This is a genomic window from Anaerotruncus massiliensis (ex Togo et al. 2026) (assembly GCF_030825285.1).
In the GTDB taxonomy this organism is placed as follows: Bacteria; Bacillota; Clostridia; order Oscillospirales; family Ruminococcaceae; genus Anaerotruncus; species Anaerotruncus massiliensis.
Window position 1 is genome coordinate 114,448 of record NZ_JAPJQF010000002.1, and the last position, 25,060, is coordinate 139,507.

Annotated in this window: 25 protein-coding genes; 6 read left to right on the forward strand and 19 right to left on the reverse strand. The window is 63.2% G+C overall.

Translation table 11 applies throughout. The features are described from left to right. The first annotated feature begins 9 nt into the window (after window positions 1–9). Complete coding sequence (locus RCI06_RS01625; RefSeq protein WP_276870980.1) at window positions 10–942, forward strand: thiamine pyrophosphate-dependent enzyme; 933 nt, start codon at window positions 10–12, stop codon at window positions 940–942. Between the two features lie 66 nt (window positions 943–1,008). On the opposite strand, the gene RCI06_RS01630 is transcribed toward RCI06_RS01625, so the two are convergent. The 11 genes from RCI06_RS01630 to RCI06_RS01680 form a co-directional block, all read right to left on the reverse strand. Then, entirely contained in the window at window positions 1,009–1,788 is a 780-nt protein-coding gene (locus RCI06_RS01630) for a hypothetical protein (protein ID WP_306573811.1), read from the reverse strand. A gap of 166 nt (window positions 1,789–1,954) precedes the next feature. Next, the gene (locus tag RCI06_RS01635; RefSeq protein WP_306573813.1) at window positions 1,955–3,028 is read right to left on the reverse strand and encodes a substrate-binding domain-containing protein; all 1,074 of its coding nucleotides are present in this window, start codon (window positions 3,026–3,028) and stop codon (window positions 1,955–1,957) included. Window positions 3,029–3,086: 58 nt separating this feature from the next. Continuing rightward, the gene (locus RCI06_RS01640) at window positions 3,087–4,094 is read right to left on the reverse strand and encodes an ABC transporter permease (protein WP_306573815.1); all 1,008 of its coding nucleotides are present in this window, start codon (window positions 4,092–4,094) and stop codon (window positions 3,087–3,089) included. Between the two features lie 3 nt (window positions 4,095–4,097). Continuing rightward, window positions 4,098–5,621 (reverse strand): sugar ABC transporter ATP-binding protein, encoded by a 1,524-nt coding sequence (locus RCI06_RS01645; RefSeq protein ID WP_306573817.1) that lies wholly within the window; start codon window positions 5,619–5,621, stop codon window positions 4,098–4,100. 30 nt (window positions 5,622–5,651) lie between these two features. Further along, a complete protein-coding gene (locus RCI06_RS01650; RefSeq protein ID WP_306573819.1) occupies window positions 5,652–6,659 on the reverse strand; it encodes a hypothetical protein in 1,008 nt (335 codons plus the stop codon). Then, window positions 6,632–7,387: an SDR family NAD(P)-dependent oxidoreductase gene (locus tag RCI06_RS01655; protein WP_306573821.1), complete on the reverse strand. Its 756-nt coding sequence runs from the start codon at window positions 7,385–7,387 to the stop codon at window positions 6,632–6,634. Before RCI06_RS01655 ends, RCI06_RS01650 begins: the two co-directional genes overlap by 28 nt. An 18-nt stretch (window positions 7,388–7,405) precedes the next feature. After that, window positions 7,406–8,575 carry a pyridoxal phosphate-dependent aminotransferase gene (locus tag RCI06_RS01660; protein ID WP_306573823.1) on the reverse strand — a complete coding sequence of 390 codons (1,170 nt, stop codon included), beginning with the start codon at window positions 8,573–8,575 and terminating at the stop codon, window positions 7,406–7,408. Window positions 8,576–8,592: 17 nt separating this feature from the next. Next, window positions 8,593–9,333, reverse strand: a complete 741-nt coding sequence (locus tag RCI06_RS01665) for an MBL fold metallo-hydrolase (protein WP_101552164.1) — start codon at window positions 9,331–9,333, stop codon at window positions 8,593–8,595. A 19-nt stretch (window positions 9,334–9,352) separates the two neighbouring features. Further along, window positions 9,353–10,591, reverse strand: coding sequence for a threonine synthase (gene thrC, locus RCI06_RS01670; protein ID WP_306573825.1), 1,239 nt, complete (start codon window positions 10,589–10,591; stop codon window positions 9,353–9,355). Further along, window positions 10,584–11,804 (reverse strand): M20 family metallopeptidase, encoded by a 1,221-nt coding sequence (locus tag RCI06_RS01675; RefSeq protein ID WP_121586044.1) that lies wholly within the window; start codon window positions 11,802–11,804, stop codon window positions 10,584–10,586. The genes thrC and RCI06_RS01675 overlap by 8 nt, the downstream gene beginning before the upstream one ends. A gap of 9 nt (window positions 11,805–11,813) precedes the next feature. After that, window positions 11,814–12,272, reverse strand: coding sequence for a RidA family protein (locus RCI06_RS01680; protein WP_101552157.1), 459 nt, complete (start codon window positions 12,270–12,272; stop codon window positions 11,814–11,816). 287 nt (window positions 12,273–12,559) lie between these two features. On the opposite strand from RCI06_RS01680, the gene RCI06_RS01685 reads away from it, so the two are divergent. From RCI06_RS01685 to RCI06_RS01695, 3 genes are read left to right on the forward strand one after another with little or no spacing between them, the layout of a single operon-like run. Continuing rightward, window positions 12,560–13,213 (forward strand): transcriptional regulator, encoded by a 654-nt coding sequence (locus RCI06_RS01685; RefSeq protein WP_306573827.1) that lies wholly within the window; start codon window positions 12,560–12,562, stop codon window positions 13,211–13,213. A 9-nt stretch (window positions 13,214–13,222) separates the two neighbouring features. Then, window positions 13,223–13,891 carry a bifunctional 4-hydroxy-2-oxoglutarate aldolase/2-dehydro-3-deoxy-phosphogluconate aldolase gene (locus RCI06_RS01690; RefSeq protein ID WP_306573829.1) on the forward strand — a complete coding sequence of 223 codons (669 nt, stop codon included), beginning with the start codon at window positions 13,223–13,225 and terminating at the stop codon, window positions 13,889–13,891. 4 nt (window positions 13,892–13,895) lie between these two features. After that, window positions 13,896–14,924 carry a 2-dehydro-3-deoxygalactonokinase gene (locus tag RCI06_RS01695; protein ID WP_306573831.1) on the forward strand — a complete coding sequence of 343 codons (1,029 nt, stop codon included), beginning with the start codon at window positions 13,896–13,898 and terminating at the stop codon, window positions 14,922–14,924. An 84-nt stretch (window positions 14,925–15,008) separates the two neighbouring features. On the opposite strand, the gene RCI06_RS01700 is transcribed toward RCI06_RS01695, so the two are convergent. From RCI06_RS01700 to RCI06_RS01730, 7 genes are all read right to left on the reverse strand, one after another. Next, the gene (locus RCI06_RS01700; RefSeq protein WP_101552149.1) at window positions 15,009–16,292 is read right to left on the reverse strand and encodes a TRAP transporter large permease; all 1,284 of its coding nucleotides are present in this window, start codon (window positions 16,290–16,292) and stop codon (window positions 15,009–15,011) included. Beyond that, on the reverse strand, window positions 16,289–16,834 hold the full coding sequence (locus RCI06_RS01705) for a TRAP transporter small permease (protein WP_101552147.1): 546 nt from the start codon (window positions 16,832–16,834) through the stop codon (window positions 16,289–16,291). Before RCI06_RS01705 ends, RCI06_RS01700 begins: the two co-directional genes overlap by 4 nt. 105 nt (window positions 16,835–16,939) lie before the next feature. Further along, the gene (locus RCI06_RS01710; RefSeq protein ID WP_306573833.1) at window positions 16,940–18,010 is read right to left on the reverse strand and encodes a TRAP transporter substrate-binding protein; all 1,071 of its coding nucleotides are present in this window, start codon (window positions 18,008–18,010) and stop codon (window positions 16,940–16,942) included. A gap of 61 nt (window positions 18,011–18,071) precedes the next feature. Then, window positions 18,072–19,052, reverse strand: coding sequence for a hypothetical protein (locus RCI06_RS01715; RefSeq protein ID WP_306573835.1), 981 nt, complete (start codon window positions 19,050–19,052; stop codon window positions 18,072–18,074). 45 nt (window positions 19,053–19,097) lie between these two features. After that, window positions 19,098–19,478 (reverse strand): RidA family protein, encoded by a 381-nt coding sequence (locus tag RCI06_RS01720; RefSeq protein WP_101552142.1) that lies wholly within the window; start codon window positions 19,476–19,478, stop codon window positions 19,098–19,100. 22 nt (window positions 19,479–19,500) lie between these two features. Continuing rightward, on the reverse strand, window positions 19,501–20,346 hold the full coding sequence (locus RCI06_RS01725; protein WP_256151559.1) for an MBL fold metallo-hydrolase: 846 nt from the start codon (window positions 20,344–20,346) through the stop codon (window positions 19,501–19,503). A gap of 21 nt (window positions 20,347–20,367) precedes the next feature. After that, window positions 20,368–21,723: a dihydroorotase family protein gene (locus RCI06_RS01730; protein WP_306573837.1), complete on the reverse strand. Its 1,356-nt coding sequence runs from the start codon at window positions 21,721–21,723 to the stop codon at window positions 20,368–20,370. 429 nt (window positions 21,724–22,152) lie between these two features. Here RCI06_RS01730 and RCI06_RS01735 point away from each other — a divergent pair, with 429 nt between their 5' ends. Together RCI06_RS01735 and RCI06_RS01740 are read left to right on the forward strand one after the other, a co-directional pair. Then, window positions 22,153–23,358 carry a LeuA family protein gene (locus RCI06_RS01735; RefSeq protein WP_101553270.1) on the forward strand — a complete coding sequence of 402 codons (1,206 nt, stop codon included), beginning with the start codon at window positions 22,153–22,155 and terminating at the stop codon, window positions 23,356–23,358. Between the two features lie 95 nt (window positions 23,359–23,453). Further along, window positions 23,454–24,116, forward strand: coding sequence for a GntR family transcriptional regulator (locus RCI06_RS01740; RefSeq protein ID WP_101552136.1), 663 nt, complete (start codon window positions 23,454–23,456; stop codon window positions 24,114–24,116). A 100-nt stretch (window positions 24,117–24,216) separates the two neighbouring features. On the opposite strand, the gene RCI06_RS01745 is transcribed toward RCI06_RS01740, so the two are convergent. Beyond that, window positions 24,217–25,053 (reverse strand): sugar phosphate isomerase/epimerase, encoded by an 837-nt coding sequence (locus tag RCI06_RS01745; protein WP_306573840.1) that lies wholly within the window; start codon window positions 25,051–25,053, stop codon window positions 24,217–24,219. Window positions 25,054–25,060 lie beyond the last annotated feature (7 nt).

Genomic DNA, 25,060 nt, shown 5'->3' on the forward strand with positions numbered 1-25,060 from the left:
GGAGAAAACATGTCATACAGCTTAAAGGAAGAACTGGCGAAACCCGAGCGGCTCTCGGGCGGGCACCGGATGTGCGCGGGATGCGGGTCTCCCATCGCGGTCAGGACGGTGCTGCGCGCCGTCAAACCGGAGGACCGGGCGGTCGTCTGCTGCGCGACCGGCTGTCTCGAGGTGTCCACGTTTTTATATCCGTATACGGCCTGGAAGGACAGCTTTATCCACAGCGCGTTTGAAAACGCGGGCGCGACCATTTCAGGCGTGGAGACGGCGTACGCCTCCCTCAAAAAGCAGGGCAAGGTGAAGGAAAGCTGCAAATTTATTGCGTTCGGCGGGGATGGGGGAACCTACGACATCGGCTTCCAGTCGCTGTCCGGCGCGCTGGAACGCGGGCACGACATGGTCTATGTCTGCTATGACAACGAGGCCTACATGAACACGGGAATCCAGCGGTCCTCCTCCACGCCGCACTTCGCGGACGCGACGACCTCCCCGGCGGGCCGGGTCGTCCCCGGGAAAACGCAGGAGAAAAAGGATTTGACCCGCATCGTCGCGGAGCACCACATCCCCTATGTCGCCCAGACGACCTTCCTCGGAAACTTCCGGGACATCAGCGAAAAGGCGGAGCGCGCGATTTACACGCCCGGGCCGGCCTTCCTGAACGTCATGGCCCCCTGCCCGCGCGGCTGGCGCTACCCCTCCGAGGAACTGATGGAGATCACCAGGCTGGCGGTGGAGACCTGCGTCTGGCCGCTGTTTGAGGTCATCGAGGGCCGGTGGGTGCTCAACTACCAGCCCAAGAACAAGCTTCCGGTCGAAGAGTACCTCAAGCGGCAGGGCCGGTTCAAGCACATGTTCGCACCGGGAAACGAGTGGATGATCGAGACCTGCCAGAAGGAGGTCGACCGCAGGTGGGAGCGGCTGTGCGCCGCCTGCAACGCGTAACCGCTCATTATGATACAAAAGGGCAGAGGGCCCGCCGGAAATTCCGGCGGGCCCTCTGCCGCGTGTTTATGCGATCGGGTCCAGCTTTTTGACCGTCAGGGTCGCGTTCGCGTTGCCGTTGATGATTGCGTCCAGATTGGCGGGAAGCGTCCGCAGGATCGCGATCGCCAGGTCCAGGACGTCGTTGGCGGCCAGCGTCACGATCGTCGAGCAGGAGAGCCTCGCGTCAAAGGTCAGTCCGGTGCTGCCGTCGGCGGATAGGGTCTGCGAGCCGCGGGTCTGCTGGATGATGGCGCCGTTCCTGCGCACGCCGATCGCGGCGTCCACCGCCTTATTGGCGTTCAACAGGACGTTGTAGTTGATTTCGTAGTCCCCCGGCTCGGCCACCATCAGGGAGTTCGCGGCGGGGTAAGCGACATTCCGGGCGGGCATCGGGGTGTTTAGGGAAACCGGGAGATAGGTGTCCGCCTGCGTAAAGAACAGGAGCTGGGTGGTGGCGTTGTAGAGACCGCCGTAGGCGGCAAGCCCGTTGTCGGCGGTTCCGGCGGGTCCTGTCGGTCCCTGGGGGCCGGTGCCGCCGGTCGCGCCCTGCGGTCCTGCGGGCCCCTGTGGGCCGGTTGCGCCGGTCGGCCCGGCGGTCCCAATGGGCCCCTGCGGGCCGACGGGTCCCTGCGGGCCGACGGGTCCCTGCGGGCCGACGGGTCCCTGTGGGCCGACGGGTCCCTGTGGACCGGCAGGCCCGGTGGGTCCGGGTCTGCATGGCGGAGGACAGCAGGGCGGCGGGGGAGGGACCGGACAGCACCGGGCGGAGTTGTTGGGGGCGCTGGAGTTTGGGTATATTGTCATGTGGCATCTCTCCGTAAAAATGGATTGGGAATTCTCCCATATCAGTCTATGGCGCGCCCAACCGAACCGTTCAAATTGCCGGCGGAAGCGAAGGAAAAAGCGGCCCCGCAGTTTTGCGGGGCCGCTTTTGCGTCATGTGGAGGAGGTCTCCCCTGACGGGGCCTCCTTACTGGAGGTATTCCGGCATGGCTTCCTTGTAGTTGTCCTTGGTGACCATGATGCAGCTGACGGCGGTCTCCTTGGGGGGCTCCTCGCCGTTGACCATCATCATGATGTGCTCCGCGCTGATCCGCCCGACCTCGAGGGCGGAGAAATACGCGGCGGCCTTGAAGCAGGAGCCCTTTTCGAACTCCGCGGGGGCCAGATAGCCGCCGAGCCCGACGGTGCAGGAGCCGTCCGCGAGGCCGGCCTGCTCGATCGCGCGGGTCGCGCCGACGGTCCCCTCGTCCCCGGTGGTGAGGACCATCCACTTTTTGATCTGCGGGTTGGCGACGATCACGCCGTTGGCGGACTGGAACGCGACGTTCAGGTCCATCTTATAGTCGGTCTTGAAGATGTGGTCCGCAGGGAAATCGGGGAGCATTTCGGCGATGATGTCGAGCTGGCCCTCCGAACGGGGGATGCAGCTGGTGACGGTGTCGGTGGTCATGATCATGATGCCGCACTCGGGATCGTCAACCAGGTTGTTTTCCTGCATGTAGTTGACCAGCCACTTCGCGCTCTCCTGGCCGATCATATAGGCGTCGATTCCAACCCAAGGCGCGATTTTGTTGCCCGCGTCGTCGATCAGCGCGTCATCGGCGGCCAGAACGGGGATGCCGGCCTTTTCAAGCTTCTCCACCGCGACCTGCGAAAGCGTCTGGTCGGGCGGGCAGCAGATGACGCCGTCCACCTTCTGTGCGATGACGGTGTCGACCATCTGGAGGAAGAGGTTGCCGTCGTCCTTGGCGTCGAGGTACATCCAGTCCTTGGCGCCGAGCTCCTTCACCTTTTCGCCGGCCGCCACGCCCTCATTGATAAACCAGGTCGCGTCGGCGAACTTGTAGATTCCGGCGATGACGACGTCCTTCTTTTCGGCGGGTGCCGGCTCCGCGGCATCGGGCTGCGTTTCGGGGGCGGCCGCCGGTTCGGCCACCGATTCGGGAGCGGGCGCGGGCTCCGCGGGGGCGGACTGTGCGCAGGAGGCCAGGAGGGTGACCGCCATTGTCAGTGCGAGCAGAATGGCCAATGTTCTTTTCATACTAGTTCTCCTCTCATTCATACCGATAATGACCACGCGGCAGAGCCGCGCTGACGACTTAGTTTGCGCCGGAACGCCCGGCCTCGATGCTCTGCATCAGCATCTTCTTCTGGTGCTTGTTGCGGCGGTAGAAGTCGAAGGCGAGCGCGATCAGCAGGAGCAGGCCGCGCGCCACGGTCTGCCAGTAGACCTGGACCTGCGCCATGATGAGCCCGGTGTTGAAGCACTGGAGGATCAGCACGCCGAGGATCATCCCGCCGACCGACCCCACGCCGCCGGACATCGCCACGCCGCCGAGGACCGACGCGGTGATCGCGTCGAACTCGAGCCCGCTGCAGGAAGAGGGCTGGCTGGACTGCATGCGCGCGGCGAGCAGTCCGCCGCCGAGCGCGGAGAGCCCCGCGCTGATCATAAAGAGGATGGTGGAGATCTTTTCGGGATTTAAGCCCGCCAGCCGGGCGGCGTATTTGTTTCCGCCCAGCACATAGACGCTGCGGCCGAAGAAGGTTTTGCTCAGGACGATCGCGGAGACGAGGAAGGCGAGGATCAGTACCAGCACCGGCAGATTGAAGATGCCGAGGACCTGCCTGGAGCCGATGTCGGTAAAGGATTTGTCTGAGATGAAGACCGGTTTTCCGCCGCAGAGGATGTAGCCCAGCCCCCGGAAGATCGACATGGCGGAAAGGGTGACGATGAACGGTTCCAGCTTGAGCTTGTTGACGCCCATCCCGTTCAAAAAGCCGATCAGCAGGCCGATCAGAACGACCAGCGGGAGGATCAGCATGCTCGGCACGCCCATTGTCAACAGAAGCCCCGCGACAACCGAGGAAAAGGCGGCGATCGAGCCGGGCGAAAGGTCGATCAGTCCCGCGATGATCAGATAGGTCTCGCCGATTGCCACGAGGCCGGTCAGGGACGCGGAGGTGAGAATGTTCAGTAGGTTCTGGGTGCTGAAATAGTTCTTGTTGATCACGGTAAAGACCACGACGATGATGAACAGGGCCACCATCAGGCCGATTTTTTCCACGAATCCGCTGTTTTTCAAAAACGATTTTCTCTTATCCATCGCTTAGTCCCCTCCCAGCATGGCGTACTGCAAAATGAGTTCCTCCGTGGCGTCCTTCCGGGAGACCTCGCCGGTGACGCGGCCCTCCCGCATGACGATGATCCGGTCGCTCAGCCCGATGATCTCGGGAAGCTCAGACGAAATCAGGATGACCCCCTTGCCCATCCGGGCATATTCGCAGATCATCTTGTAGAATTCCGATTTGGCCCCCACGTCGATCCCCTTGGTGGGTTCGTCCAGAATGATGACGTCGGGGTTGGTCTCGTGCGCGCGGGCGACGACCGCCTTCTGCTGGTTGCCGCCGGAGAGCTCGAGAATTTTTTTCTGCGCGTTCGGCGTCCGGATCTTAAACTGGCGGATTCCGCCCTCGATCAACTGCGTCTCCCGTTTGGCGTCGATCAGCAGACAGGCGTTGCGCAGCCGCTTCAGCACGCTGATGGAGATGTTCATGCCGACCGAAAGGGTGGGGATGATCCCCTGCTCCTTGCGGTCCTCGGGGCAGAGGGCGATCCCGTTCGCGATGGCCTGCGCGGGCGAACGGTTTTCGATCTTCTTCCCGCCCAGCAGGACGGTCCCGGAGAGGGTCGGGTCGGCACCGTAGATCGAGCGCATGAGCTCGGTGCGCCCCGCGCCGACCAGCCCGGAAAAGCCCAGGATTTCGCCCCGATGCAGCTCGAAGGAGACGTTTTTCACATAGTAGTTGCAGAGGTCCCGCACCTCGAGAATGGTTTCACCGATGGAGTCGCTGCGCTCGAGAGACTGGAACAGGTCCCCGAGATCGCGGCCGACCATCATGCGGATAAGGTCCTGGTTGGTGCATTCCTGCCGGCCGACCTCCGCGACCAGCTGCCCGTCCTTGAAGACGATCACCCTGTCGACGATCTGTTCCAGCTCCTTCATCCGGTGGGAGACGTAGAATACGATCTTTCCCTGCGCGCGCAGCTTCCGGATGATGCGGAAGAGCACGCCGATCTCGTTGTCGGTCAGGCTGGCGGTGGGCTCGTCGAACGCGATGACCTTTGCGTTGCGGATGTAGGCCTTCATGATTTCGACCATCTGCTGGTGGGCGGTGGAGAGGGTGCGCACACGGGCCGCCGGGTCGATGCTGACGCCGAATTCCTCGATGACCTTCCGGGTCTCCGCGAGCATCCGGTTATAATCGATCAGGCGGTCCTTTCCGCGCGCCCAGCTCCCCAAAAAGACGTTTTCCGCGACCGTCATATCGAGGATGACCTGGCGCTCCTGATAGATGACGCTGATGCCCGCCTCGATCGCGTCCTTCGGGCAGGTGAAATGCTGCTCCCGTCCGTTGAGCAGCACCTTCCCGGAGGTCATGGTGTAGTCCCCGTTGAGAATTTTCAAGAGCGTGGATTTTCCGGCGCCGTTCTCTCCGACGAACGCGTAGACCTGCCCGCTTTCCGCACGGAATGAAATCCGGTCAAGCGCCCGGACGCCCGGGAAATACTTACAGATCTCCCGGAACTCCACGATGTTTTTGGCCGGGGATTTTTGGGCCTCTTCCTTCATTCCTCATCCCTCCATTCTGTCTGTCATACTTCAATAAAACCGGATCCCGCCGCCGGGCTCCGCCCCATGCGCGGGCCCCGCGCGGAAGGCGATCCACCAGGCGGACTGCCGCCCGCTTCCCACCCAGCCGGTGTCCGCCGCGCTGCGCTCGGCCAGGTGGATGGATTTCTGGGTGGAGGGCTCGGGCGCGATCTGCCATTCCTCCGGACCGCCGGCCCGCGCGTCCATCCAGATTCCCAGAAAGGGGAGCCGGTCGGGCGGGAAGGTGATCTCGACCGCGTAGCGGGATTTCGGCGCCCAAAGGGCGCACCAGCCTTTGGATACCGGCCGGGAAAGGACATATTTGCAGCCCATTCCCGCGGGAGGCATCCGGGTGAGGTCGAGAATTCCTCCGCCCTCCAGCGGAAGATTTCGGAGCGGGGCCTCCCGGACGCGGGAGGGGACAAACCCCTCGGCGCAGGCGATATCCGCTTTTGCCTCCCCGCCGGGCAGAAGAACCTCCATGCCCGGTTCCGCCCGGAAGAGCGGATGGGCGGCCCAGAGAAAGGGGAACCCCGGCCCTCCGGTATGCCGGACGCGGTAGTCCATCCGGACCGCTGGCCCGCTGAGGCGGATACGCTTTTCAAAGAAGCAGGGGAACCGGCGGCTGCGGTATTGCAGGCTTACGCCGTCCTCCATCCGCCGCGCGCGCAAAGTCCGGTACCAGACCTCCCCGTGGTCCGGCAGGCGGACCCGCCGCCCGTCCACCGTTTCAACGGCCGCCGCGGCGGCGTTGGGGAACATGTCGTCGATCCCGGCGCACTCCGCGTCTTCAAAGCGCAGCCCGCGGGGGACCGGGCGGAGGACGTCTCCGGGGCGCTGGTAGAGCAGCTCCCGGTCCGCGCGCTTATCAAAGAGGGAGGCGATGTTCCCGCCCCGTCCGGGGAGCACCAGCAGGCGCAGCGCCTCGTTTTCCAGCCGCAGGCAGGGGGCCTGCTTATAGCGGGCGGGGACGATCTTGACCGCCACCGCTAAACGAACATGTTCTCCGGCACGCACGCCAGCAGTGCGCCGCCGTCGATATCGATGGTCGCGCCGGTGATATAGGCAGCCTTGTCGGAGGCGAGGAAGACGATGCCGTCCGCGATTTCCGACGGGTCGGCAAACCGCTTGAGCGGGATGCGCGGCTCCGCGGACCAGATGGGGTTCTGTTTGTCCCAGCCGATATCGGTGTAGCCGGGCTGTACGGTGACGACCCGGATGCCGTAGGGGGCAAGCTCCATGGCGCAGTTTTTCGTGAACTTGGAAAGCCCTGCCTTGGCTGCCGCGTAGACGGAACAGTCGGGCCAGCAGCCGACGGCGTGGTTGGAGGAGATGTTGATGATCACGCCCCTGACGCCGCGTGAAATCATCTCCTTCGCCGCGCGCTGCGCGCCGAAGAAGTTCCCCCGCAGATCGGTGTTGATCACCGTTTCAAACAACTCGGGCGTCGTCTTGAGGAAGGGGGCGGTGAGCCCCACGCCCGCGTTGTTGACGAGCAGGTCGATCCGCCCGAAGGCATCCAGAAAGGCGTCGTACATCCGCCGGATGCTTTCAAGGTCGGAGACGTCCGCTTGGATCGTCACGGCGCGCCTTCCGAGCCCCTCGATGACGGCGGCGACTTCGCGCGCGCCCTCTTCGCGGCTGTGGTAGGTGACGCCGACGTCATATCCCGCCTCGGCGAGGCGGATGGCGGTCGCGCGCCCGATGCCGTGGCTGGAACCGGTGACCAGTGCGGTCTTTTGCATAGAATCCACCTTCCCTTTTCAGAAATCCGCTTGAGGCAGTCGGGCCGCGAACGTGCGCAGCCGGCGGATTGCCTCCTCGATGTTTTCAATCGAATTTGCGTAGCTGAAACGGATGAAGCCCTCTCCGCAGCTGCCGAAGCAGCTGCCGGGCGTGCATACGACACGGGCCTCCTCCAAAATCCGTTCGCAGAGAATCTGGGTCTCCATTCCGAACGCGCGCACGTCCGCAAAGGCGTAGAAGGCCCCCGCGGGCATTGCGCAGCGGATCCCGGGGATGGAATGGAGCCCCGCGACCATAACCTTCCGGCGGGCGTCGTAGATTTCACGCATGGCGTCCGCCGCCTCAAAATGCTCGACCGCCCACTGCGCGGCGTACTGGCAGGGGGTGGCGACGCAGGCGTTCAGGTACTCCTGCAGCTGGGTCATCTTGGCGATCAGCTTTGCGGGGCCCATTGCGAAGCCTACCCGCCAGCCGGTCATGGCGAACGCCTTGGAAACGCTGTTGACGACCAGCGTGCGTTCCTTCATGCCGGGACACTCCGCGATGGAGGCGGAGGGGACGCCGTCGTAGATAAGCGTCCGATAGACTTCGTCGCAGACGACCAGCAGGTCGTGTTCGACCGCCACCCGGGCGATCTCCTCCAGCTCCGGGCGGCTGAGCACCACGCCGGTGGGATTGCCGGGCGTGTTCAGCATCAGGACCCTGCTGTTGGGGGTCAGGGCCTGCCGGACGCGCTCGGCGCTGACCCGGAAGCCCTCCTCGGGGACGGTGCGGATGTGGCGGACCTCCCCGCCCACAAATTTTGCCAGCTCAAAGTAGTCCAGCCAGACGGGGTCCTGGACGAGGATGCCCTCCCCCGGTTCGATGATGCACATCAGGGCGAGCGCGAGCGCGTTGATCGCGCCGACCGTCACGATGACCTCCGTTTCGGGATCATAGGAGAGCCCGTTGGCAAACGGGGAAGCGGCGATTGCCCGGCGCAGGCTCGGGATGCCGTTATTCGCGGTGTAGTGGGTTTTGCCGTCCCGCGCGGCCCGGTCGGCCGCCTCGACGGCGCCCGCGGGGGTCGGCAGGTCGGGCTCCCCCATCTCGAGGTGGATCACGTCCCGCATCCCGGACGCACGGTCGAAGAGCTTTCGGATCGGGCTTTTCTGCATCTGCCCGGCGCGCGTGTTAATCCATTCCATAGCGGTCCTCCCTGTCGTTACAAAAGCGTCGGCGGGATGCTGAACGAACGGAAGCCGTCGGCGGCTTTCCGGACCACACGGTCCGCGCGGTTCAGGACCGGCTGCAAGTGCCCGGGGAAGAGCGCGTCGACCGGAAGCCCTTCCAGCCGCAGGATGCTCTCCCGGTAGCGCAGCAGGTCGGAATCAAAGGTGCTGAGCAGGTTGATCCTGCCGCCGAAAAAGAGGACGTCCCCGGCGAACAGGACCTGCTTTCCGTCCACCCTGCCGTAGAGGCAGAGTCCGCCGCCCGTGTGCCCGGGCAGGACCAGGCAGGTAAGCTCCAGCCGCCCCAGCCGGAGGCGTTCGCCGTCCCTGACGATTTGCCCGGCGGGCGCGCCGGGGAAGGAGAAGCCCTCCGGGTAGAGCCCGGCCTCTATGTATTCCGCCATCGTGCGGTCGAGCAGGGACTGGTCCCCGAGGACGCGCGCCTCGTGCGCGTCCGCCACGAGCCGCGCGCCCGTCCTCCGGAGAAAGTGGGGGACCCCGGCGGCGTGGTCGGCGTGCGCGTGCGTGACGACCAGATAGCGGATGTCGGAAAGCCGGTATCCGTCCGCGGCGATCTCCTCCTCGATCCGGAGGTTGTCGAGATTCACCCCGGCGTCCACCAGGATGAGCCCCTCCCCCGAATCGATCAGCCATGCGTTGCAGTCGAGCGGGTGGGTCAGCCCGAGGCCGTTGTCGCCCGAGGCTGCGAGGGAAATGCTGCGTGTAACCTTCATGCTCCGTTCTCCCTTCCTGTCAAACGGCTGCTTCCATCCCGTCGACGACCCGGTTCAGCTGCGCCGGGTCGATCTCCACCTCGGCGGGGCGGGGCATGTGCCTCGCGGCGAGCTGCAGGTCCTTGAGCCCGCTGCCCGTGACGACGCAGGCGACCGAATCGCCCGCCTGTACGACGCCCTTTTCCCGCAGCTTTTTTGCCGCCGCCAGCGTCGTCGAGCTGGCGGCCTCGGCAAAGATTCCCTCGGTGCGCCCCAAAAGCCGCTGGGCCTCCAGAATTTCCGCCGATGAGACCGATTCGCTGCAGCCGCCGGAGTCGTAGATCGCCTGCAGGGCGGTCTCCCCGTCGAGCGGGTAGGCGTCGGCGATTGCGACGGCGATGCCGGCGGGGTTCTCTACCCGTTCGATCTGCGTGGGCTTTCTGCCCGCGCGGAAGGCGTTGACAACCGCGCAGCAGCCCTCCTCCTGCGTGCCGACCATCCGGGGGAGCTTTTTGACGAGTCCCAGCCGGAAGAGATCGAGGTAGCCCCTGTAGATGCCCGACAGGATTCCGCCGCCGCCGATCGGGACGAAGAGCCAGTCGGGGACCTCCCAGCCGGAGGCCTTCGCCATTTCGTAGGCGATCGCCTTCTCCGAATCGGCCTGGAAGGGGTTGTAGGCGCTCGCCGTCGTCACGTTGTGCCAGCCGCGCTCCCGGTATACCCTGGCGATCAGGTCGATGCAGTCGGTCACCGAGCCGCGCACGAGGATGACGCGCGCCCCGTAGAGCTGGATCTGCGCGACCCGTTCGGGCGGGGTGGACGCCGGCACCATGACATAGCAGGGGATGCCCGCCCGGGCCGCGTAGGCCGCGGCGGCGGCGCCCGCGTTGCCTGCCGAGCCGATCACAACGGCGGACGCGCCGAGCGCCTTTGCCTTGCTGATGGAGATGCTCATGCAACGGTCCTTGAAGGTCCCGGTCGGGTTCAGCCCCTCGTTCTTGATGGACATCTGCCGGATGCCGAACGCCCGGGCGATCCCGGGGGTCGGGACGAGGGGGGTGAAGCCCTCGCCCATCGTCACCTTTTCACACTCCCGGCCAATGGGGAAGAAGGGTTCGTAATCCCAGTACTGCCGGGCGTTTCGCAGGGCGGAGCAAAGCGCGTCCCGCCGGTCGAACGGATATTCCGTGTTCAGGATGCCGCCGCAGGAGGGGCAGCGGTAGGCGTCGCCTTCGCACCTCTCCCCGCAGCTTCTGCAGACGAGCGAATAATTACCCATGACGATCCTCCTGTGCGGTACCCAGATACTCCACGGCCATCCGGGCGAAGATTTCGGCGCCCCGCGCCAGCTGGTCCAGCTCCACGTACTCGTTTGTGATGTGTGCCTGCCGGATACTGCCCGGCCCGAAGATCAGTGCGGGGATCCCCAGACCCTCCATGAGCATCGCCATCTCGCAGCTCGCCAGAAAGGGCTTCAGCGCCGCCCGCTCAGGTTCGCCGGGGGAAACGGCGGACATCATGGCCTTGACCAGCGGGTGCTCCGCCTCGATCTCGCCGGGCGGGCAATTGGTGGTCATCTGCAGGGTGCAGCGGCATCCCTCTTCCACGGACGAGACCTCGTCGATCAGCCGCTGCGTCTCCGCAAGAATCTGTTCCGCCGTCTCCCCGGGCAGGTAGCGCCTGTCGACGCGCATGTCGCACCGGTCGGGGATGGAGTTGAGCTCTCTTCCCGCCTGGAGCATGGTCACCGTCATGGTGGAGTGCCCGAGCAGGCGGGACTGCCTTTTGTCGAGCGTCCCGGACTGGAACGCGCGGATCTTTTCAACCATTTCCGCCGCATGTACGATCGGGTTGACGCCCATTTCGGGGCGGGAGGCGTGCGCCCGCCGTCCTGAGAAGGTCAGCCACAGCCCCATCACGCCCTTGTGCCCCAGGTTGATTTCCAAATCCGTGGGCTCTCCGACGATGCAGGCGTCCGCCCGGACGCCCGACGCCAGCAGGCGGCGCATCCCCTTGTTGCTGGTCTCCTCGTCCACGTCGAGCGCCAGCAGGACCTCCCCGCGCAGGGGCACCGCGCACTGCCGCAGAACTTCCAGCGCGTGGAGCATCGCCGCGATGCTACCCTTCATGTCGCAGGCGCCGCGCCCGTAGAGCCGGTCCCCGCGGACCTGCGGCTCAAAGGGCGGGGAGTCCCAAAGCTCCTCCGCGCCGGGCGGGACCACGTCGATGTGCCCGCTGTAGAGCAGGGTCTTGCCGCCGGGGGCGCCCCGCATGCGGATGAGGATGTTGGAGCGCCTGCCCTCGACCGGCTGCTCCTCCGCTTCGAGCCCCATCTCCGCCGCGATCCGCATCAGGAGCTGTCCGGCGCCGTACTCCATATCGCCGGAAAGATCACTGCGCTCCCGGATCAGACGGCCGGCCAGCTCGGCCACCCGGTTTTTTGAAACCGTGCGGTGGATGGCATCCCGCACACTGTCTGTACAGCGGGACATGGCGGCCCCTTACGGTTCGAGATAGGCGACGACGTCGACCTCGACCGACGCCCCGTCGGGCAGGGAACCGGCGCCGATGGCGATGCGGGAATGACGGCCCCTTTCGCCGAACGCCAGCTCAAAGAGCTCGGAGGCGCCGTTGACCACGCGGGGCTGTAGGGTAAAATCGGGGCCCGCGTTGACGAATCCGGTCACGCGGACGATGCGCAGCCGGTCGAGGTCGGCGACCGAGCGCAGCTCGCTGATGCAGCGGATCGCCGCGATGCGCGCCGACTGGTAGGCGTCCTCAAGCGAAATCTCCGTGCCGACCTTCCCGGCATAGAGCAGTTTTCCGTCGACGGTGGCCGCCTGCCCGGACGCGAAGACGAAATTTCCCGCGGTCTGGGCCGGAATGTAGCTCGCGACCGGCACGGGGCAGTCGGGCAGTGTGATGTGGTTTTCCGAAAGCCTTTTTTCTACATTGGTCATGGTTGGGCCTCCTTAAATTGCAAACAATTTGTCTTTTATACCAGACAAATTATCTTTATTCTTTGGGGCCATTATAGTTCCTGCGGGCAAATATGTCAATATAATATTCAAAAAAATTAAAAACGAATTACTTATTTTATGGAAACTATCTATTTTATGTCATTGGAGAAAAACTTTTTGTTTTGAATATTTGTAAGAAAGCCTTTACATTTTGTTTTTGGCTTGCTATAATATTCCATAACAATCGGATGTTTGAGCGGTAATATTTAGTTAAAGGGGAGACTGATTTGCGACTGATCAGCGAGGAGCTATCCTTCTGGCGGGACCTGCTGTCGATGCTGGAGGCCCAGTATGGGAGCAACTGCGAAATTGTGCTGCACGACCTGACAAAGGACTATAACCACACAATCGTCGACATCCGCAACGGCCACATCACCGGCCGCAAGATCGGCGACTGCGGAAACAATCTGGGGTTGGAGGTCCTGAGTGGGAACGCCAAAAACGGGAACCGATACAATTACGTCACCCGGACCGATACCGGAAAGATCCTGCGCTCCTCCACGCAGTTCCTGCGCGACGACGACGGCAAGATCATCGGGTCCCTCTGTATCAATATGGATATCACCGAATCGCTCGCGTTTGAAAAGTTCCTGCACAACTATAATGGGACGGGCGATCCCGCGGTCGAGGTGCGGGAATTCTTCACCACCGACGTGAAGAGCCTGCTCGAGTGCCTGATCCAGGAGGCGCAGCTGCCGATCGACAAGACGCCGGAGCATATGGACCGGGCGGATAAGCTGAAATTCCTGGGGTACCTGGACAGCAAGGGCGCGTTTCTGATTACGAAATCGAGCGAGCGCGTCTGCGAGTACCTGGGGATCTCGCGCTATACCCTGTATAACTATCTGGATCTGCTGCGCTCCAAGCAGGAGCAGGATTAGGAGGAAACGATGGAAAAGGTCTTGCGGGAGCTTCTGTCCGGACGGTTGGTCGCCATTGTGCGCGGCGTCGGCCCGGAGGAAATCGTCGACACTGCGCGCGCGCTCGCGGCGGGCGGAATCCGCGCGCTGGAGATCACCTTCGATCACACGCGGGCGGACGGCGCCGCGCGGACGCTGGAGTCCATCCGTCTGCTGAAGGAACGGATGGGCGGGGAACTTTTGCTGGGGGCGGGGACCGTCCTCACGCCGGAGGAGGTGGACCTCGCGGTAGAGGCGGGCGCCGAATATATGATCTCGCCCGACACCAACCCGCAGGTCGTCCGCCGTACCAAGGAGTTGGGAAAGGTCTCGATCCCGGGAGCATTCACTCCCACCGAGGCGGTGGAGGCGCACCGCTGCGGCGCGGACATCGTCAAGCTGTTCCCTGCGGCGCTGCTCGGCGTCGATTATCTCAAGGCGCTGCGAGGGCCGCTGGGACATATCCGCTTTTCCGCCGTCGGCGGCATAGACGCCCGGAACGCGGCGGCCTTTTTGGAGGCGGGCGCCTGCTGCCTCGGGGTCGGCGGGACGCTGGTCTCGCTGCCCGCGATCCGCTCGGGGCAGTACCGGCTGCTGACCGACGCCGCCCGCGGGCTGTGCCGCGCGGTCTCCGGCGCGAACGCCTCGGACGGGGGGTGACGCGATGGAACGCTATATTCTGACGATCGATTCCGGAACCAGCAATACGAGGGCGGTCCTGTGGGATCTGGACCGCCATGTCGTGGACATGGAAAAAAGCGGCGTGGGGGTCCGCTGCACGGCGGCCGACGGACACAACGGACGGCTGAAGGAGGCGGTCCGGGGATGCCTGGAGGAGCTCCTGCGCCGGAACGCCGCCTCGTGGGAACAGGTGGAGCGCGTCATGGCGAGCGGGATGATCACCGCCGACGTCGGGCTGGTGGAAGTCCCGCATGTGACGGCCCCCGCCGGGCTGGAGGAGCTGTCCGCGTCGCTGGCGCCCGTCCTTGTTCCGGACGTCTGCCCGCTGCCGATCCATTTTATCCCCGGCGTCAAAAACCGCGTCTCCGGGCTTTCTTTCGAAACCTTTGAAGCGATGGATATCATGCGCGGGGAGGAGGTGGAGGCCTGCGCCCTCATCGACCGGCTTGGGGTGCGGGGGGAGGCGGTCCTCGTCCTTCCGGGTTCCCACACCAAATTTGTCTCCGTCGGAGCGGACGGGAGGATCGCCGGCTGCCTGACCACCATCACCGGGGAGCTGCTCGCCTCGATCATGCACGATACGATCATCGCGGATTCGGTGAAGCGCACCTTTGTGGAGACGGACACCTACCGCCGGGAGATGGTCCTGCGCGGCTACCGGGCCGCGCGGGAGGTCGGACTCAGCCGCGCCTGCTTTTCCGGGCGGATCCTGAACCAGTTCGCGGTGAAGGACCATACGCTGATCGCAAACTTCATCCTTGGGGCGGCGCTGCAAAACGACCTGTACGCGCTCCGGCATTCCACAGCGATCGCCTGCGGACCGGACGCCCGGGTGATCGTGGCGGGGAAGAGCCCCTTCCGTGAGGCGTTTGCCGACCTGATGGAGCGGGAGGGCTGCTGGCGGAGCGTGCGGAGCTATGAGCCGGAGGGCGGCGCGCCGCTTTCCGCGCTGGGGGCGTACCTGCTGGCGGAGGCCTCCCTCGCAAAAGAGGCGGAAAAGAAGGGCAAATAGGATACAAAAAACGCGCTGCAATCGATCCGATTGCAGCGCGTTTTTTATATTGCGGGGCGGACGTCCCGGAAGTCCCGCGGCCGTCTACCTGAGCAGGTTCGGCAGGAACATGATGATGCCCTCGAATCCGATCAGCAGCGCCAGGACGACGAGCGCACAGCCGATATAGGCGAACAGGTGCCGGTTGATGACCCGCTCCACCTTTTCCCCGCACAGGCTGACGGCCGTATACAGGTTGATGCCGACGGGCGGGGTGAGCATGCCGATGCCGAGGGTGATGACCATGATGACGCCGAAGGAGACCGGGTTGATGCCATAGGCGCCGAGCATGGGCGTCAGGATGGGCGCCAGGATCATGATGGCCGGGATGGTCTCCATGAAGGTGCCGACGAACAGCAGGAGCAGCGTGACCAGCAGGTAGAACATGAGCCGGTTGGAGGCCACGCTCATGATCGCGTTGCCCACGATGACAGGAATCTGCTCGCGCGTCATGATGGCCGCAAACACGGTGGAAGACAGGACGATGAACATGCAGATGTTGGTGGTGATGACCGTGCGGCGGATGATCTGCATAAGGCCCTTGAGGGAGAGCTGGTGGTAGATGAGGGTGCTCACGAGCAGTCCGTAGGCCACGGCGACGACGGCCGCCTCGGTCGGGGTAAAGATCCCCAGGTAGATGCCGCCCAGGATGATGATGGGCATTCCCAACGCCCACAGCGCGTCGACAAAGGAGCGGCCGACCTCATGAATGGAGAACTTTCTGGTGGCGTGCCGCATGTGCTTCCTGCCCCAGAGGACGGCGTAAACCGACATGCCGCCCGCAAGCAGGAAGCCCGGAATAAAGCCGCCGAGGAAGACGTCGGTGATCGCCACGCTGCCGACCGAGATGCAGTAGAGCACCATGGGGATGCTGGGCGGTACGATGACCCCCAGCCAGCCGCCGCTGGCAATGGTGGCCAGGATAAAAGGCATCGGGTACCCGTCCTCCTTCATCGAGGGGATCATGATCGACCCGATGGCCGCCACCGTCGCGGGGGCGGAGCCGGAGATGGCCCCGAAGAACGCGCAGGCGAGAAAGGAGACCACGGCCAGACCGCCGGGCAGCCAGCCCACCAGGGAGCGCGCCAGATTGACCAGTCGTTTGGAAACGCCGCCGGTGTCCATCAGGTTGCCGGCCAGGATAAAGAAGGGGACGGCCATCATCGAATAGCTGTTGGCGGACGAAAAGAGGCGCTGGACGACGATCCCGAGGGGGATGTCGGTCAGGGCCATAATCGGCACGATGCCGCCGAGCAGCAGGGCGATGGCAATCGGGCAGCCGATGAGCAGGACCAGGACGAATACCCCGAATATGAGTGCGACCATCATTGGTCATCGCCGCCTTTCTGGACACCCAGCGGATGGGTGGTCGTGAGATAGTCGCTCCAGAAGAGCATGGCCGACCGCAGCGCGGAAAGCGTCAGGCCGAGCGCCATGACCGTATAGATGACGGCCATGGGCATCCCGGTCGTCACGCTGAACTGCGGGCGGGCCAGGCTGCTGGCGACATAGAGCCAGCTTAAGACGCTGATGAAACCGAGCGTCACGGTCGTGATGATGTCCGCGATGACCATGACAACCCGGCGCAGGCACGCGGGCAGCATGTCCACGAAGATGGTGACGCCCATATGGCTCCGCGTGCGCACACACATGCTGATGCCGATGAAGACGATGGTCACCAGAAGATAGCGTGAGATCTCCTCGCCCGCGATGTTGGGGACCTTCAGCACATAGCGCAGGACAATGGCCAGCAGGACCGAAACGGTCATGCCCAAAAGGGCGAGGGCGGACACCGTCATTTCAAACAGGTCCAGACATTTGTCGATCAATCGGATGATTCCGGTTCCCCCGGACTCGTTTTCCACTTGCATAAGGAACCTCCCAGAGTGTGATCAGTTCGCCGCGCCCGGGGCCGGGGCGCCATCCTCCGGAACGCCGCCCCGGCCCGGCCTTTTCTGCGGACCCGCGTCCGCGCTTTATTTGTCCGCGTTCACCGTGTCGATCAGCTCCTGCGGGACATACTTGGGCACCATGGCGTCCAGGCACTTCTGCTGCAGGGCGTCCCTCCAGACGTCGCGGTCGGGACGGATGATGGTGACCCCTTCCTCTTCCATCACGGCGGTCAGGCTGTCGATGCTCTCGGCAAGAACCTGCCGCTGGTAGGCGGTGGCCTCGATGCTGGCCTGCGTCAGGATGTCGTGGTATTCTTCCGGGACGCTGTTCCAGGCGCTTTCGCTCATGGCCGTCATGATGGAGGTCGGGATGGGATCGATCAGCGTCATGTAGTCGGTCGCCGTGTAGAACTTGTTGAAGTAGGCGACGACGACCGGCCAGGTGCCGCCGTCAAGCGTGCCGTTCTGCAGGGCCGTAAAGACCTCGCTCATGGCCATCGGGACGGGGTTGGCGCCCAGGGCGTTCATATAGGCGATGAGTCCCGGGCTCTCCATCACGCGGATGTTCATTCCCTTCGCGTCCTCGGGTTTTTCGATGGGGTGCCCGTTGTTGATGATGTTGGAGAAGCCCGCGTCGGAGATGGTCAGTACGTGGACCCCCAGCGGGAGGCACTCCTCCTTCAGCTTATCGCCCAGCTGGCCGTCCATGACCTTGTACTCATGCTCATAGCCGTCAAACAGGAACGGGATGTCGAACACCATGAAGTCGGGAATCCAGGCGGTCATCGTGGCGGTGGAACCGAGGTAGCCGTCCACGGTGCCCATCTGCATCCCCTCGATGAGCTCGCGCTCGTCGCCCAGCTGGGACGAGGGGTAGATCTCGATCTGGACGGCGCCGTTGGTCCGCTCCTCGACCAGCTCCTCGAACTTCGCGATGCCCTGGTGCTGCGGGGTTCCGGGCGCGAGCACGTGCCCGAATTTCAGCGTGACCGCGCCGTCCGGGACGGACTGCGCGGGGGCTTCCGTGTCGGCCGGGGCGGCCGGTGCGTCACCGGGCGCGGGCGCGGCCGGCTGCCCGCTGGGGGCGGCGCCGCACGCGGCCAGCGACAGGATCAGAACGAGGGCCGTCAGAACAGAACATACAGTTTTCAACATGGATGATAACTCCTTTCAAAAGCGGGATGATTTGATTTGCGCTTGATCCGAGCGCCGGGCGTCATTCGGCGATCGTTGCGGGGAAGAGGTTGTCCACCGTGATCCGGGGCAGGCACAGGCCCTGCTCCTTGGCGTACCGCAGCATCGTCTCGAGCACGTGCCGGTTTGCCTCCACCCCGTACGGCCAATAGTCCCTTCCCATCAGCTCCATGGCCTTTTCCGCCTCGGAAAACGCCCAGGGCAGGGTCACCGGCAGGGTGCCCATCCCGGTCAATTTCCCCAGCGCGATTTTCTTCGCCCGGGCGAAGGCGCTGCAGAGGCTCCGGGCCGCCCAGGGGTACTTCAGGGCAACGTCCCTTCGGATGACGACGACGTGCATGATCGGAAAGATTTTGGTCCGGGCATAGTAATCCGTTTCCATCTCCCGGTAGTTCTCCCACAGCCGCGTGATTTTCCGGCCGTCGAAACAGCCGGGCTTGCGGGGGTTCAGCAGGACGTCGATCTCGCCGTCCTCCAGCATGCCGCTCAGGCACTTGCCGGGGGGAATCCTGTGGATTTTGACTCCCGGGGGCGGCGCGAAATCCCCCATTCTGTCGGCGGGGCCGGGACCCTCGACGCCGCCGGTGAACCATTCGACCTCCTCCGGAGAGACCTGGTATTCCTCCCACAGGATCCCCCGGAGCCAGAGCGCCAGGGTGGTGTGGTATTCGGAAACGCCGATCCGCTTCCCCCGAAGGTCCCGGGCCTCCCGGATCCCCGACGGTTTATGAATATAGATGTTCGAGTGCCGGAACGCGCGGGAGAGGAAAACCGGGATGGCCACGAACCGGCGGGGGCTTTTGCCGCATTCCATGATGTAGTTGGAAAGCGACATCTCCGAGACGTCGAATTCCTCGTCCTTCAGCATCCGGCGGAAGATTTCGTTCGGCTCCCGCACGACGCAGTCCAGCGTAATCCCTTCCGGATGCACGGAACCGTCCCACAGCGGCCTTGTGCGGTCATAGTCGCCGCAGGCCAAAGTCAGCCTGATGTCATCCGCCATACGCTTCCTCCCTCCGGCAGACCGCGCGCGTGCGCGGCGAATCCATTACCGCTTTCCGCAATCCACGATCACTTCCACTTCCACGATCGCGCCCGGAACCAGCCCGGTCACCTCGACCGCCGTGCTGGGGGGACGGGGCGCCGAAAAGAATTGGTTCCGGAGCTCCCGGAATTTGCCCAAGTTGTTGATGTCCTTCAGGTACACGGTGAATTTGATGACGTCGTCCAGAACTGCCCCGGCTTCCTTCAGGATGCTTTCGATGTTTTTGAAGATCCGCACCGTCTGCGCCTCAAAGTCTTTCTCGAGGATCTCTCCCTTTTCATTGCGCGCCGTGATCCCTGAAAGGTAGAGGAGATCCCCCACTTTCATTGCCTGTGAAAAATCGTCGGTGACAAATACGTTTTTGCTGACCACCAGTTCTTTCACTTTGTTTTCACCTCCGCGAGATTCAAAATGATGGGACGGACGGGGAGTTTCCCCGTTCCGGCTTTAACAGGTCGTATAGGTAGGAAACGTTGTTTTTCTGCACCTTCTGCATTAGGTCCTCCGTCCCCGGGGACATGGGATACCGGTCGGCAAAGGAGATCCCCCGGATCGCCTCCTCCTTGGTCCAGCCCCGTTCGACGGCCTCCTTCACCCGGTCGATCCACTCCAGGATAAACGCGCGCTGCTCCCGCAGATACGATTTGCCGCACACCTCCCCGTGCCCGGGGACGATATAATCCACATCGAGCTTTTCGATTTCCGACAGCGACTCCAGCCAGAGGTAGATGTCCCCCGAATGGAGGAAGGACTGCGTCTTATAAAACACGTTGTCGCCCGTAAAGAGCACGCGCTCCTCCGGAATCAGGACGCTCGTCTGTCCCATCGTGTGGCCCGGATGATGGATCAGCTCGATGGTGTGCCTCCCGGAGTGCAGCGTCAGCCGGTCGGAAAAGGTGATGGACGGCGGGTTGGGCTCTCTTTCCGCGACGAGGGGATATCCCTCAGGGTCGATGACGGCCACACGGCTCAAAATATCTCTTTTGGGGACGGACAGGATTCCTTCCCGGGTTTTCTCCTGCCCGATCACCGGGACCTTGAAAAAACAGTTGCCCGTGAAGTGATCCCGGTGGCATTCCGTGTTGATCAGGTACTTCGGCTCCCCCTTGGACGCGATTTCCCTTGCCCATTCACAGGCGACCGTGGGGCGCTGCGGCGAGTCGATCAGAATGATCCCGCCGCCGGTGAGGACGTAGCCCACGTTGCAGCCCCCGATTTTGGTTTCCACAAATATGTTCTTTGTTAATTGCATTGACCGCGCCTCCAAGCCAAATCACAGATGCCGGAACAGATAGCTGCCGTTTCCTTTTTGCTCCGCCAGGCGGCCGTCCTCCGCCGCGACCCTGCCGTTGACGATGGTCATCACGGGCCACCCCTTGAGGGTTTTCCCCTGGAAGATGGAAAAATCGCTGCTGGACCCGAGCCTCGCGGGATCGACCTGCTGCTCCTTGTCCAAATCCAGGATGACAACGTCGGCGTCCGAGCCGACTCGGATGGTCCCCTTGCGCGGATAGAGCCCGAAAATTTTGGCGGGCGACATCGTGGCCTTCCGGACGATATCGAGCAGCGGCACGCCGCGCTTGTGGTATCCCTCGCTGATCAGCACGGGCAGGTGGGTGCCGAGGACCGCGTAGCCCGTCCGGCTTCCCCACATCCCCTGGTCGAGGCGCTTGTCCGCGATGGTCCGCGTCACGTTGTCCGTCCCGAAGGTGTCGACGACGTCCTCGCGGACCCCTCTCCACAGGGCGTCCGAATCCTTTTTTTCGCGGATCGGCGGGATCATCTTCGCCAGCATCCCGATGGGGTCCTGCGTGTTCAGCCCCAGATGCGCCGAGGTGACCTCCGCGTACAGGTTTTTGTTTTCCTTTTTCAGCAGGCGCATCCGTTCGATCGCCGCCTGCGAGGTGATGTGGACCACATACAGCCTCGCCCCGGCCTCCTGCGCAAGGCGCGCGGCGCGGATGACGGCCTCCTCCTCGGCGATCGCGGGGCGGGTGTCCTGCCAGTCCTGGAGGTTCCCGTCCTGCTTGACCGCCATCGCTTCCCGCGTCCATCGGTCGATGATGCGCTCGTTTTCCGCGTGGACGGACGCCATCGCCCGTTTCCCCAGGGCGGCCACCTTCCGGAACCCGGCGTAAATGAAGCCGTCGTCGGCGCTTTCGACAATGCCGGGATTCCCGCACATGTAGAACTTGAAGGTCGTGGACCCGATTTCCGCGGCGTAGGCGGGCAGCTCGCTCAGGTGCTCTTCGGTGCTGATTTGAATGTGGAAGCACATATTGGAGTAGATCCCGTTGTCGATGGTCTCCAGATAGTCCTTGTATGACTTTAAATAGCTGCCCTGGTCCCGCAGGTAGCAGCCGACCGTCGTGACGCCGCCGATCACGGCGGCCCCCGTTTCGCTCACGGCCAGCCTGGAGAACTGCTCCGGGTTCGTCCCCAGATGGACATGCGGGTCGATGACGCCGGGCATCACGTATTTCCCGGACGCGTCGATGGTCCGTTTTGCCTCCGGGAGGCAGCCGGGGGCGCCGATCCCCACGACTTTGCCGTTGTCGATCGCCACGGCCGCCTCCACCAGACCCGCCTCGGGGATCACCAGGGTTCCGTTTTCTATTCGTAAATCCACCACTTCGCATTGCCTTCCTTCCCGCTTTTTTGGTACCTGGTCCGCAGCGTTTGGGCGGCGTCCGCCGCCGCGGCGCCTGCTCGCCGGGGATTTTCACGTTGCTTCTATGTTATATATTATATATGATTATGTCAATGATTCGATTGACTAAAAATCCGACTTTATCTTTGTGGAAATTAGAGATTTCCGAATAAAATGATCGGGAATTCCGTGAGAAAAGGCCGATAAACCCCGGTTGTTTATCGGATATTCACAAGAATACGGAGTAAGATTTAGGCAAAATCTTAGTTGCACATAAACCAAATATCATATATCATATATAATAATCAACGACAGAAAACCGTTGGCCGCCTGCGGGGGAACCGCAGGAGGGACGGCTTGGCGGTCCTCCTGTCCATGCTCGAGAAAAAGGAAAGGGATGATGTAAATATGGACACGCGCTTATGGAAAAACGAGAACTATTGGGTCAGCGGCTACAATTTCGATCCGGAGACGGTGGCGGGACATCACATATCCGACAACCTGAAAATTCACGACGCCACCCTGCGCGACGGGGAGCAGACCCCCGGGGTCGTGCTGCGCAAAGAGGAAAAGGTGCGGATCGCCCAACTGCTGGACGAAGCCGGCGTTCAACGCATCGAGGCCGGGATGCCCGCCGTTTCGGACGAAGATAAGCTCGCCATCGCCGAGATCAAGCGCCGGGGCCTCAAGGCCGAAATTTTCGGATTCGTGCGGGCGCTCGAATCCGACCTGATCCTCTGCAAGGAATGCGGCGTGGACGGCATCGTGCTCGAGGTGCCGATCGGCCGGCCGAAGCTGGAACTGCAGTTCAAATGGGATATCCGGCGCGTCATCGACAGCAGCGTGGCCTCCATCCGCAAGGCCAGGGAGCTGGGCCTCAAGGTGATCTATTTCCCTTACGACACCACCCGCGCCGACGAGGACGACCTCGACCTGCTGCTGGATTCGCTGCGGGGGGACGCGCGGCCCGACGCCATCGGGCTTGTGGATACCATGGGCTGCGCGCTGCCCGGCGCCGTCGCCACCATGATGCGCTACATCAGGGAGAGGACCGGCGGCCTTCCCATCGAGATCCATACCCACAACGACTTCGGCCTTGCGGTGGCCAGCACCCTGCAGGCCGTGCTGTGCGGGGCGGACACCGTCCACTGCTGCGTCAACGGGCTGGGCGAACGCACCGGGAACTGCTCCCTGGAGGAGATCGTCTGCGTCATCCAGATCCTTTTGGGAAAGGACCTGGGCATCGATCTTTCGAAGCTGCAGGGGCTTTCGGACTATGTGGCGGAGAAGAGCGGAATCCCCGTCATGCGCAACAAGCCCATCGTGGGAAAGGACATCTTTGCGCGCGAGTCGGGGATCGGCGCCGATACGCTTTTCAGCGCGCCGCTCGCGATGTTCGCCCTCAACCCCGCCTTCCTCGGGAAACAGCCGCGGCTCATCCTCGGGAAAAAGAGCGGCATGCTCTCGATCGGAAAGAAGCTGGAGCTGCTGGGCGTCACGCTGGATGACGACCGGAAACGGGCCCTGCTCGGCGACGTCAAGGCGCTGGGGATCCAAAAGGAGCGCGCCCTCACCGACGAGGAGTTCCTCGCCCTTCTCAGGAATTATCAGTAAAAGCGCGGGAAATAAGGCTATTGAACTAGCTTGGCAAATTCTGCTATAATAGCGGTGGAGAACAGGACCCCATTACAGCGGTAGGAGAAGCCTTCATGGAAAAATATAAAAGCAAAGTCGACATCATCTACGATCTCCTGATGACGGATATCGCCAAGGGCGTTTACCGGCAGGACGACCGGCTGGTCATCAGCCAGATCGCGCGGCAGAACAACGTCAGCGACATCCCGGTCCGGGAGGCCCTGCGCCGCCTCGAGAGCGAGGGGTATGTCAAGATCAGCGCGAACCAGGGCGCGACGGTGTGCGCGTTCAGCATCGACCGGCTGCTGGAGATCATCCGCATCAAAAGCGTGCTGGAGGGCTACGCCACGCGCCTGAGCATCGATTATGTGACGCCGGCGCTTTTGAAAAAGCTGCGCAGCCTCAACGGCCAGATGAAAAAGGCGGTTGACGCCGGGAACTACCCGAAATATTCGGAGCTCAACGTCAAGTTCCACATGAGCATCTACGAAGCGACCCCCTACACCGAGCTGTACAATATGATCCAGGACCTCTGGCGGAAGTGGAGCATCACCCGGTCGGTCTTCGCCGTGGACCCAAACCGCATGCAGGAATCCACCCGGGAACACGAGGAGATCATCCGGCTGCTGGAGGAGCGGCAGTACGATCAGGTGGAGCAGTATGTCCGCCTGCATAAACAGCGGACCGAAACCGTGTTCCTGAGCCGCGAGCGGCTGGACGATTCCCGCGGCGCGTGATCTTTCGCGCGGTTTTCCGCATGAAAAAAGCCTTACGCAGGTTTTCTGCGTAAGGCTTTTTGCTGCTTCGGCGCTCTCGGGCCGCCCGCGGGCGGCCGTGTCAGACCGCGCAGTTTTGGGCGATGAAATCCAGCGACTCGCGGATTGCCCGCCGCACCTCTTCCGGCGCGGGCGTCAACTGCTCGATCGCGAAATCCGACGCGCGGACCCGGAAGCTCTGCGGCACCTCCAGCCCGCAGGGGATGGAGGTGCGGCTCTTTTCCAGCGCGGAAAAAACCGCGGCGTACCCCACCTCCCCCTGGCCGATGGGCGGGTTGTAGATATAGCCGTCCCGCAGCAGGGCGTCCTTGAGGTGCAGGCAGTCGAGGACCTCGAGGCTTTCGCAGATGTCGTCTGCGATGGAGATTTCCCCCCGCGCAAAGCGGTAGTTGTTTCCGGGGTCGTAGTTGCAGCGGACGGACGGATGGCCGATCTCCCGAAAGATGGGGCCGCATTCCCGGGCGGTGCCCACGATGTCCCCGTAGGATTCCAGGTTGATCCGCAGCCGGTAGGGCGCGGCGGCCTCGACCGCCCGGGAGAGGTTTTTGCGGAACTTGACGGTCCGGCACGCGGGGCCGCACCGGGTGTTGATCCGCGTCGCGCCGATCTTCCCGGCGAACTCCAGCTTCTTCAAAAACCGGGCGAACTGGCGGTCGTTCGTCAGGTCGCAGTGCCCCGAGACGGCGACGCAGCGGAGCCCGCGCTCCTCCAGCCGGGCACGCACCCACGCGACATACTCGTCGCAGACCCGTTCCGCGACGATCTGCTCGCTGATGCCGTCGATGGCGGAGAGCTCCACGTCGGAGAACCCGAATTCCCTGGCGGCGTCCAGCGCCGGTATGAGATCGTCGCCGGGCACGCTGTTGGTACAGAACCAAAAAGGGGAGAGGTGCAGCATCCTTGAC

Coding starts and splice junctions, on each gene's coding strand:
- RCI06_RS01655 (WP_306573821.1), bottom strand. CDS start 7,387: ATGCAAAAGACCGCACTGGTCACCGGTTCCAGCCACGGCATCGGGCGC.
- RCI06_RS01635 (WP_306573813.1), bottom strand. CDS start 3,028: ATGAAAAGAACATTGGCCATTCTGCTCGCACTGACAATGGCGGTCACC.
- RCI06_RS01735 (WP_101553270.1), top strand. CDS start 22,153: ATGGACACGCGCTTATGGAAAAACGAGAACTATTGGGTCAGCGGCTAC.
- RCI06_RS01640 (WP_306573815.1), bottom strand. CDS start 4,094: ATGGATAAGAGAAAATCGTTTTTGAAAAACAGCGGATTCGTGGAAAAA.
- RCI06_RS01680 (WP_101552157.1), bottom strand. CDS start 12,272: ATGACCAATGTAGAAAAAAGGCTTTCGGAAAACCACATCACACTGCCC.
- RCI06_RS01645 (WP_306573817.1), bottom strand. CDS start 5,621: ATGAAGGAAGAGGCCCAAAAATCCCCGGCCAAAAACATCGTGGAGTTC.
- RCI06_RS01745 (WP_306573840.1), bottom strand. CDS start 25,053: ATGCTGCACCTCTCCCCTTTTTGGTTCTGTACCAACAGCGTGCCCGGC.
- RCI06_RS01690 (WP_306573829.1), top strand. CDS start 13,223: ATGGAAAAGGTCTTGCGGGAGCTTCTGTCCGGACGGTTGGTCGCCATT.
- RCI06_RS01700 (WP_101552149.1), bottom strand. CDS start 16,292: ATGATGGTCGCACTCATATTCGGGGTATTCGTCCTGGTCCTGCTCATC.
- RCI06_RS01710 (WP_306573833.1), bottom strand. CDS start 18,010: ATGTTGAAAACTGTATGTTCTGTTCTGACGGCCCTCGTTCTGATCCTG.
- RCI06_RS01725 (WP_256151559.1), bottom strand. CDS start 20,346: ATGCAATTAACAAAGAACATATTTGTGGAAACCAAAATCGGGGGCTGC.
- RCI06_RS01715 (WP_306573835.1), bottom strand. CDS start 19,052: ATGGCGGATGACATCAGGCTGACTTTGGCCTGCGGCGACTATGACCGC.
- RCI06_RS01630 (WP_306573811.1), bottom strand. CDS start 1,788: ATGACAATATACCCAAACTCCAGCGCCCCCAACAACTCCGCCCGGTGC.
- RCI06_RS01695 (WP_306573831.1), top strand. CDS start 13,896: ATGGAACGCTATATTCTGACGATCGATTCCGGAACCAGCAATACGAGG.
- RCI06_RS01665 (WP_101552164.1), bottom strand. CDS start 9,333: ATGAAGGTTACACGCAGCATTTCCCTCGCAGCCTCGGGCGACAACGGC.
- RCI06_RS01675 (WP_121586044.1), bottom strand. CDS start 11,804: ATGTCCCGCTGTACAGACAGTGTGCGGGATGCCATCCACCGCACGGTT.
- thrC (WP_306573825.1), bottom strand. CDS start 10,591: ATGGGTAATTATTCGCTCGTCTGCAGAAGCTGCGGGGAGAGGTGCGAA.
- RCI06_RS01660 (WP_306573823.1), bottom strand. CDS start 8,575: ATGGAATGGATTAACACGCGCGCCGGGCAGATGCAGAAAAGCCCGATC.
- RCI06_RS01740 (WP_101552136.1), top strand. CDS start 23,454: ATGGAAAAATATAAAAGCAAAGTCGACATCATCTACGATCTCCTGATG.
- RCI06_RS01625 (WP_276870980.1), top strand. CDS start 10: ATGTCATACAGCTTAAAGGAAGAACTGGCGAAACCCGAGCGGCTCTCG.
- RCI06_RS01705 (WP_101552147.1), bottom strand. CDS start 16,834: ATGCAAGTGGAAAACGAGTCCGGGGGAACCGGAATCATCCGATTGATC.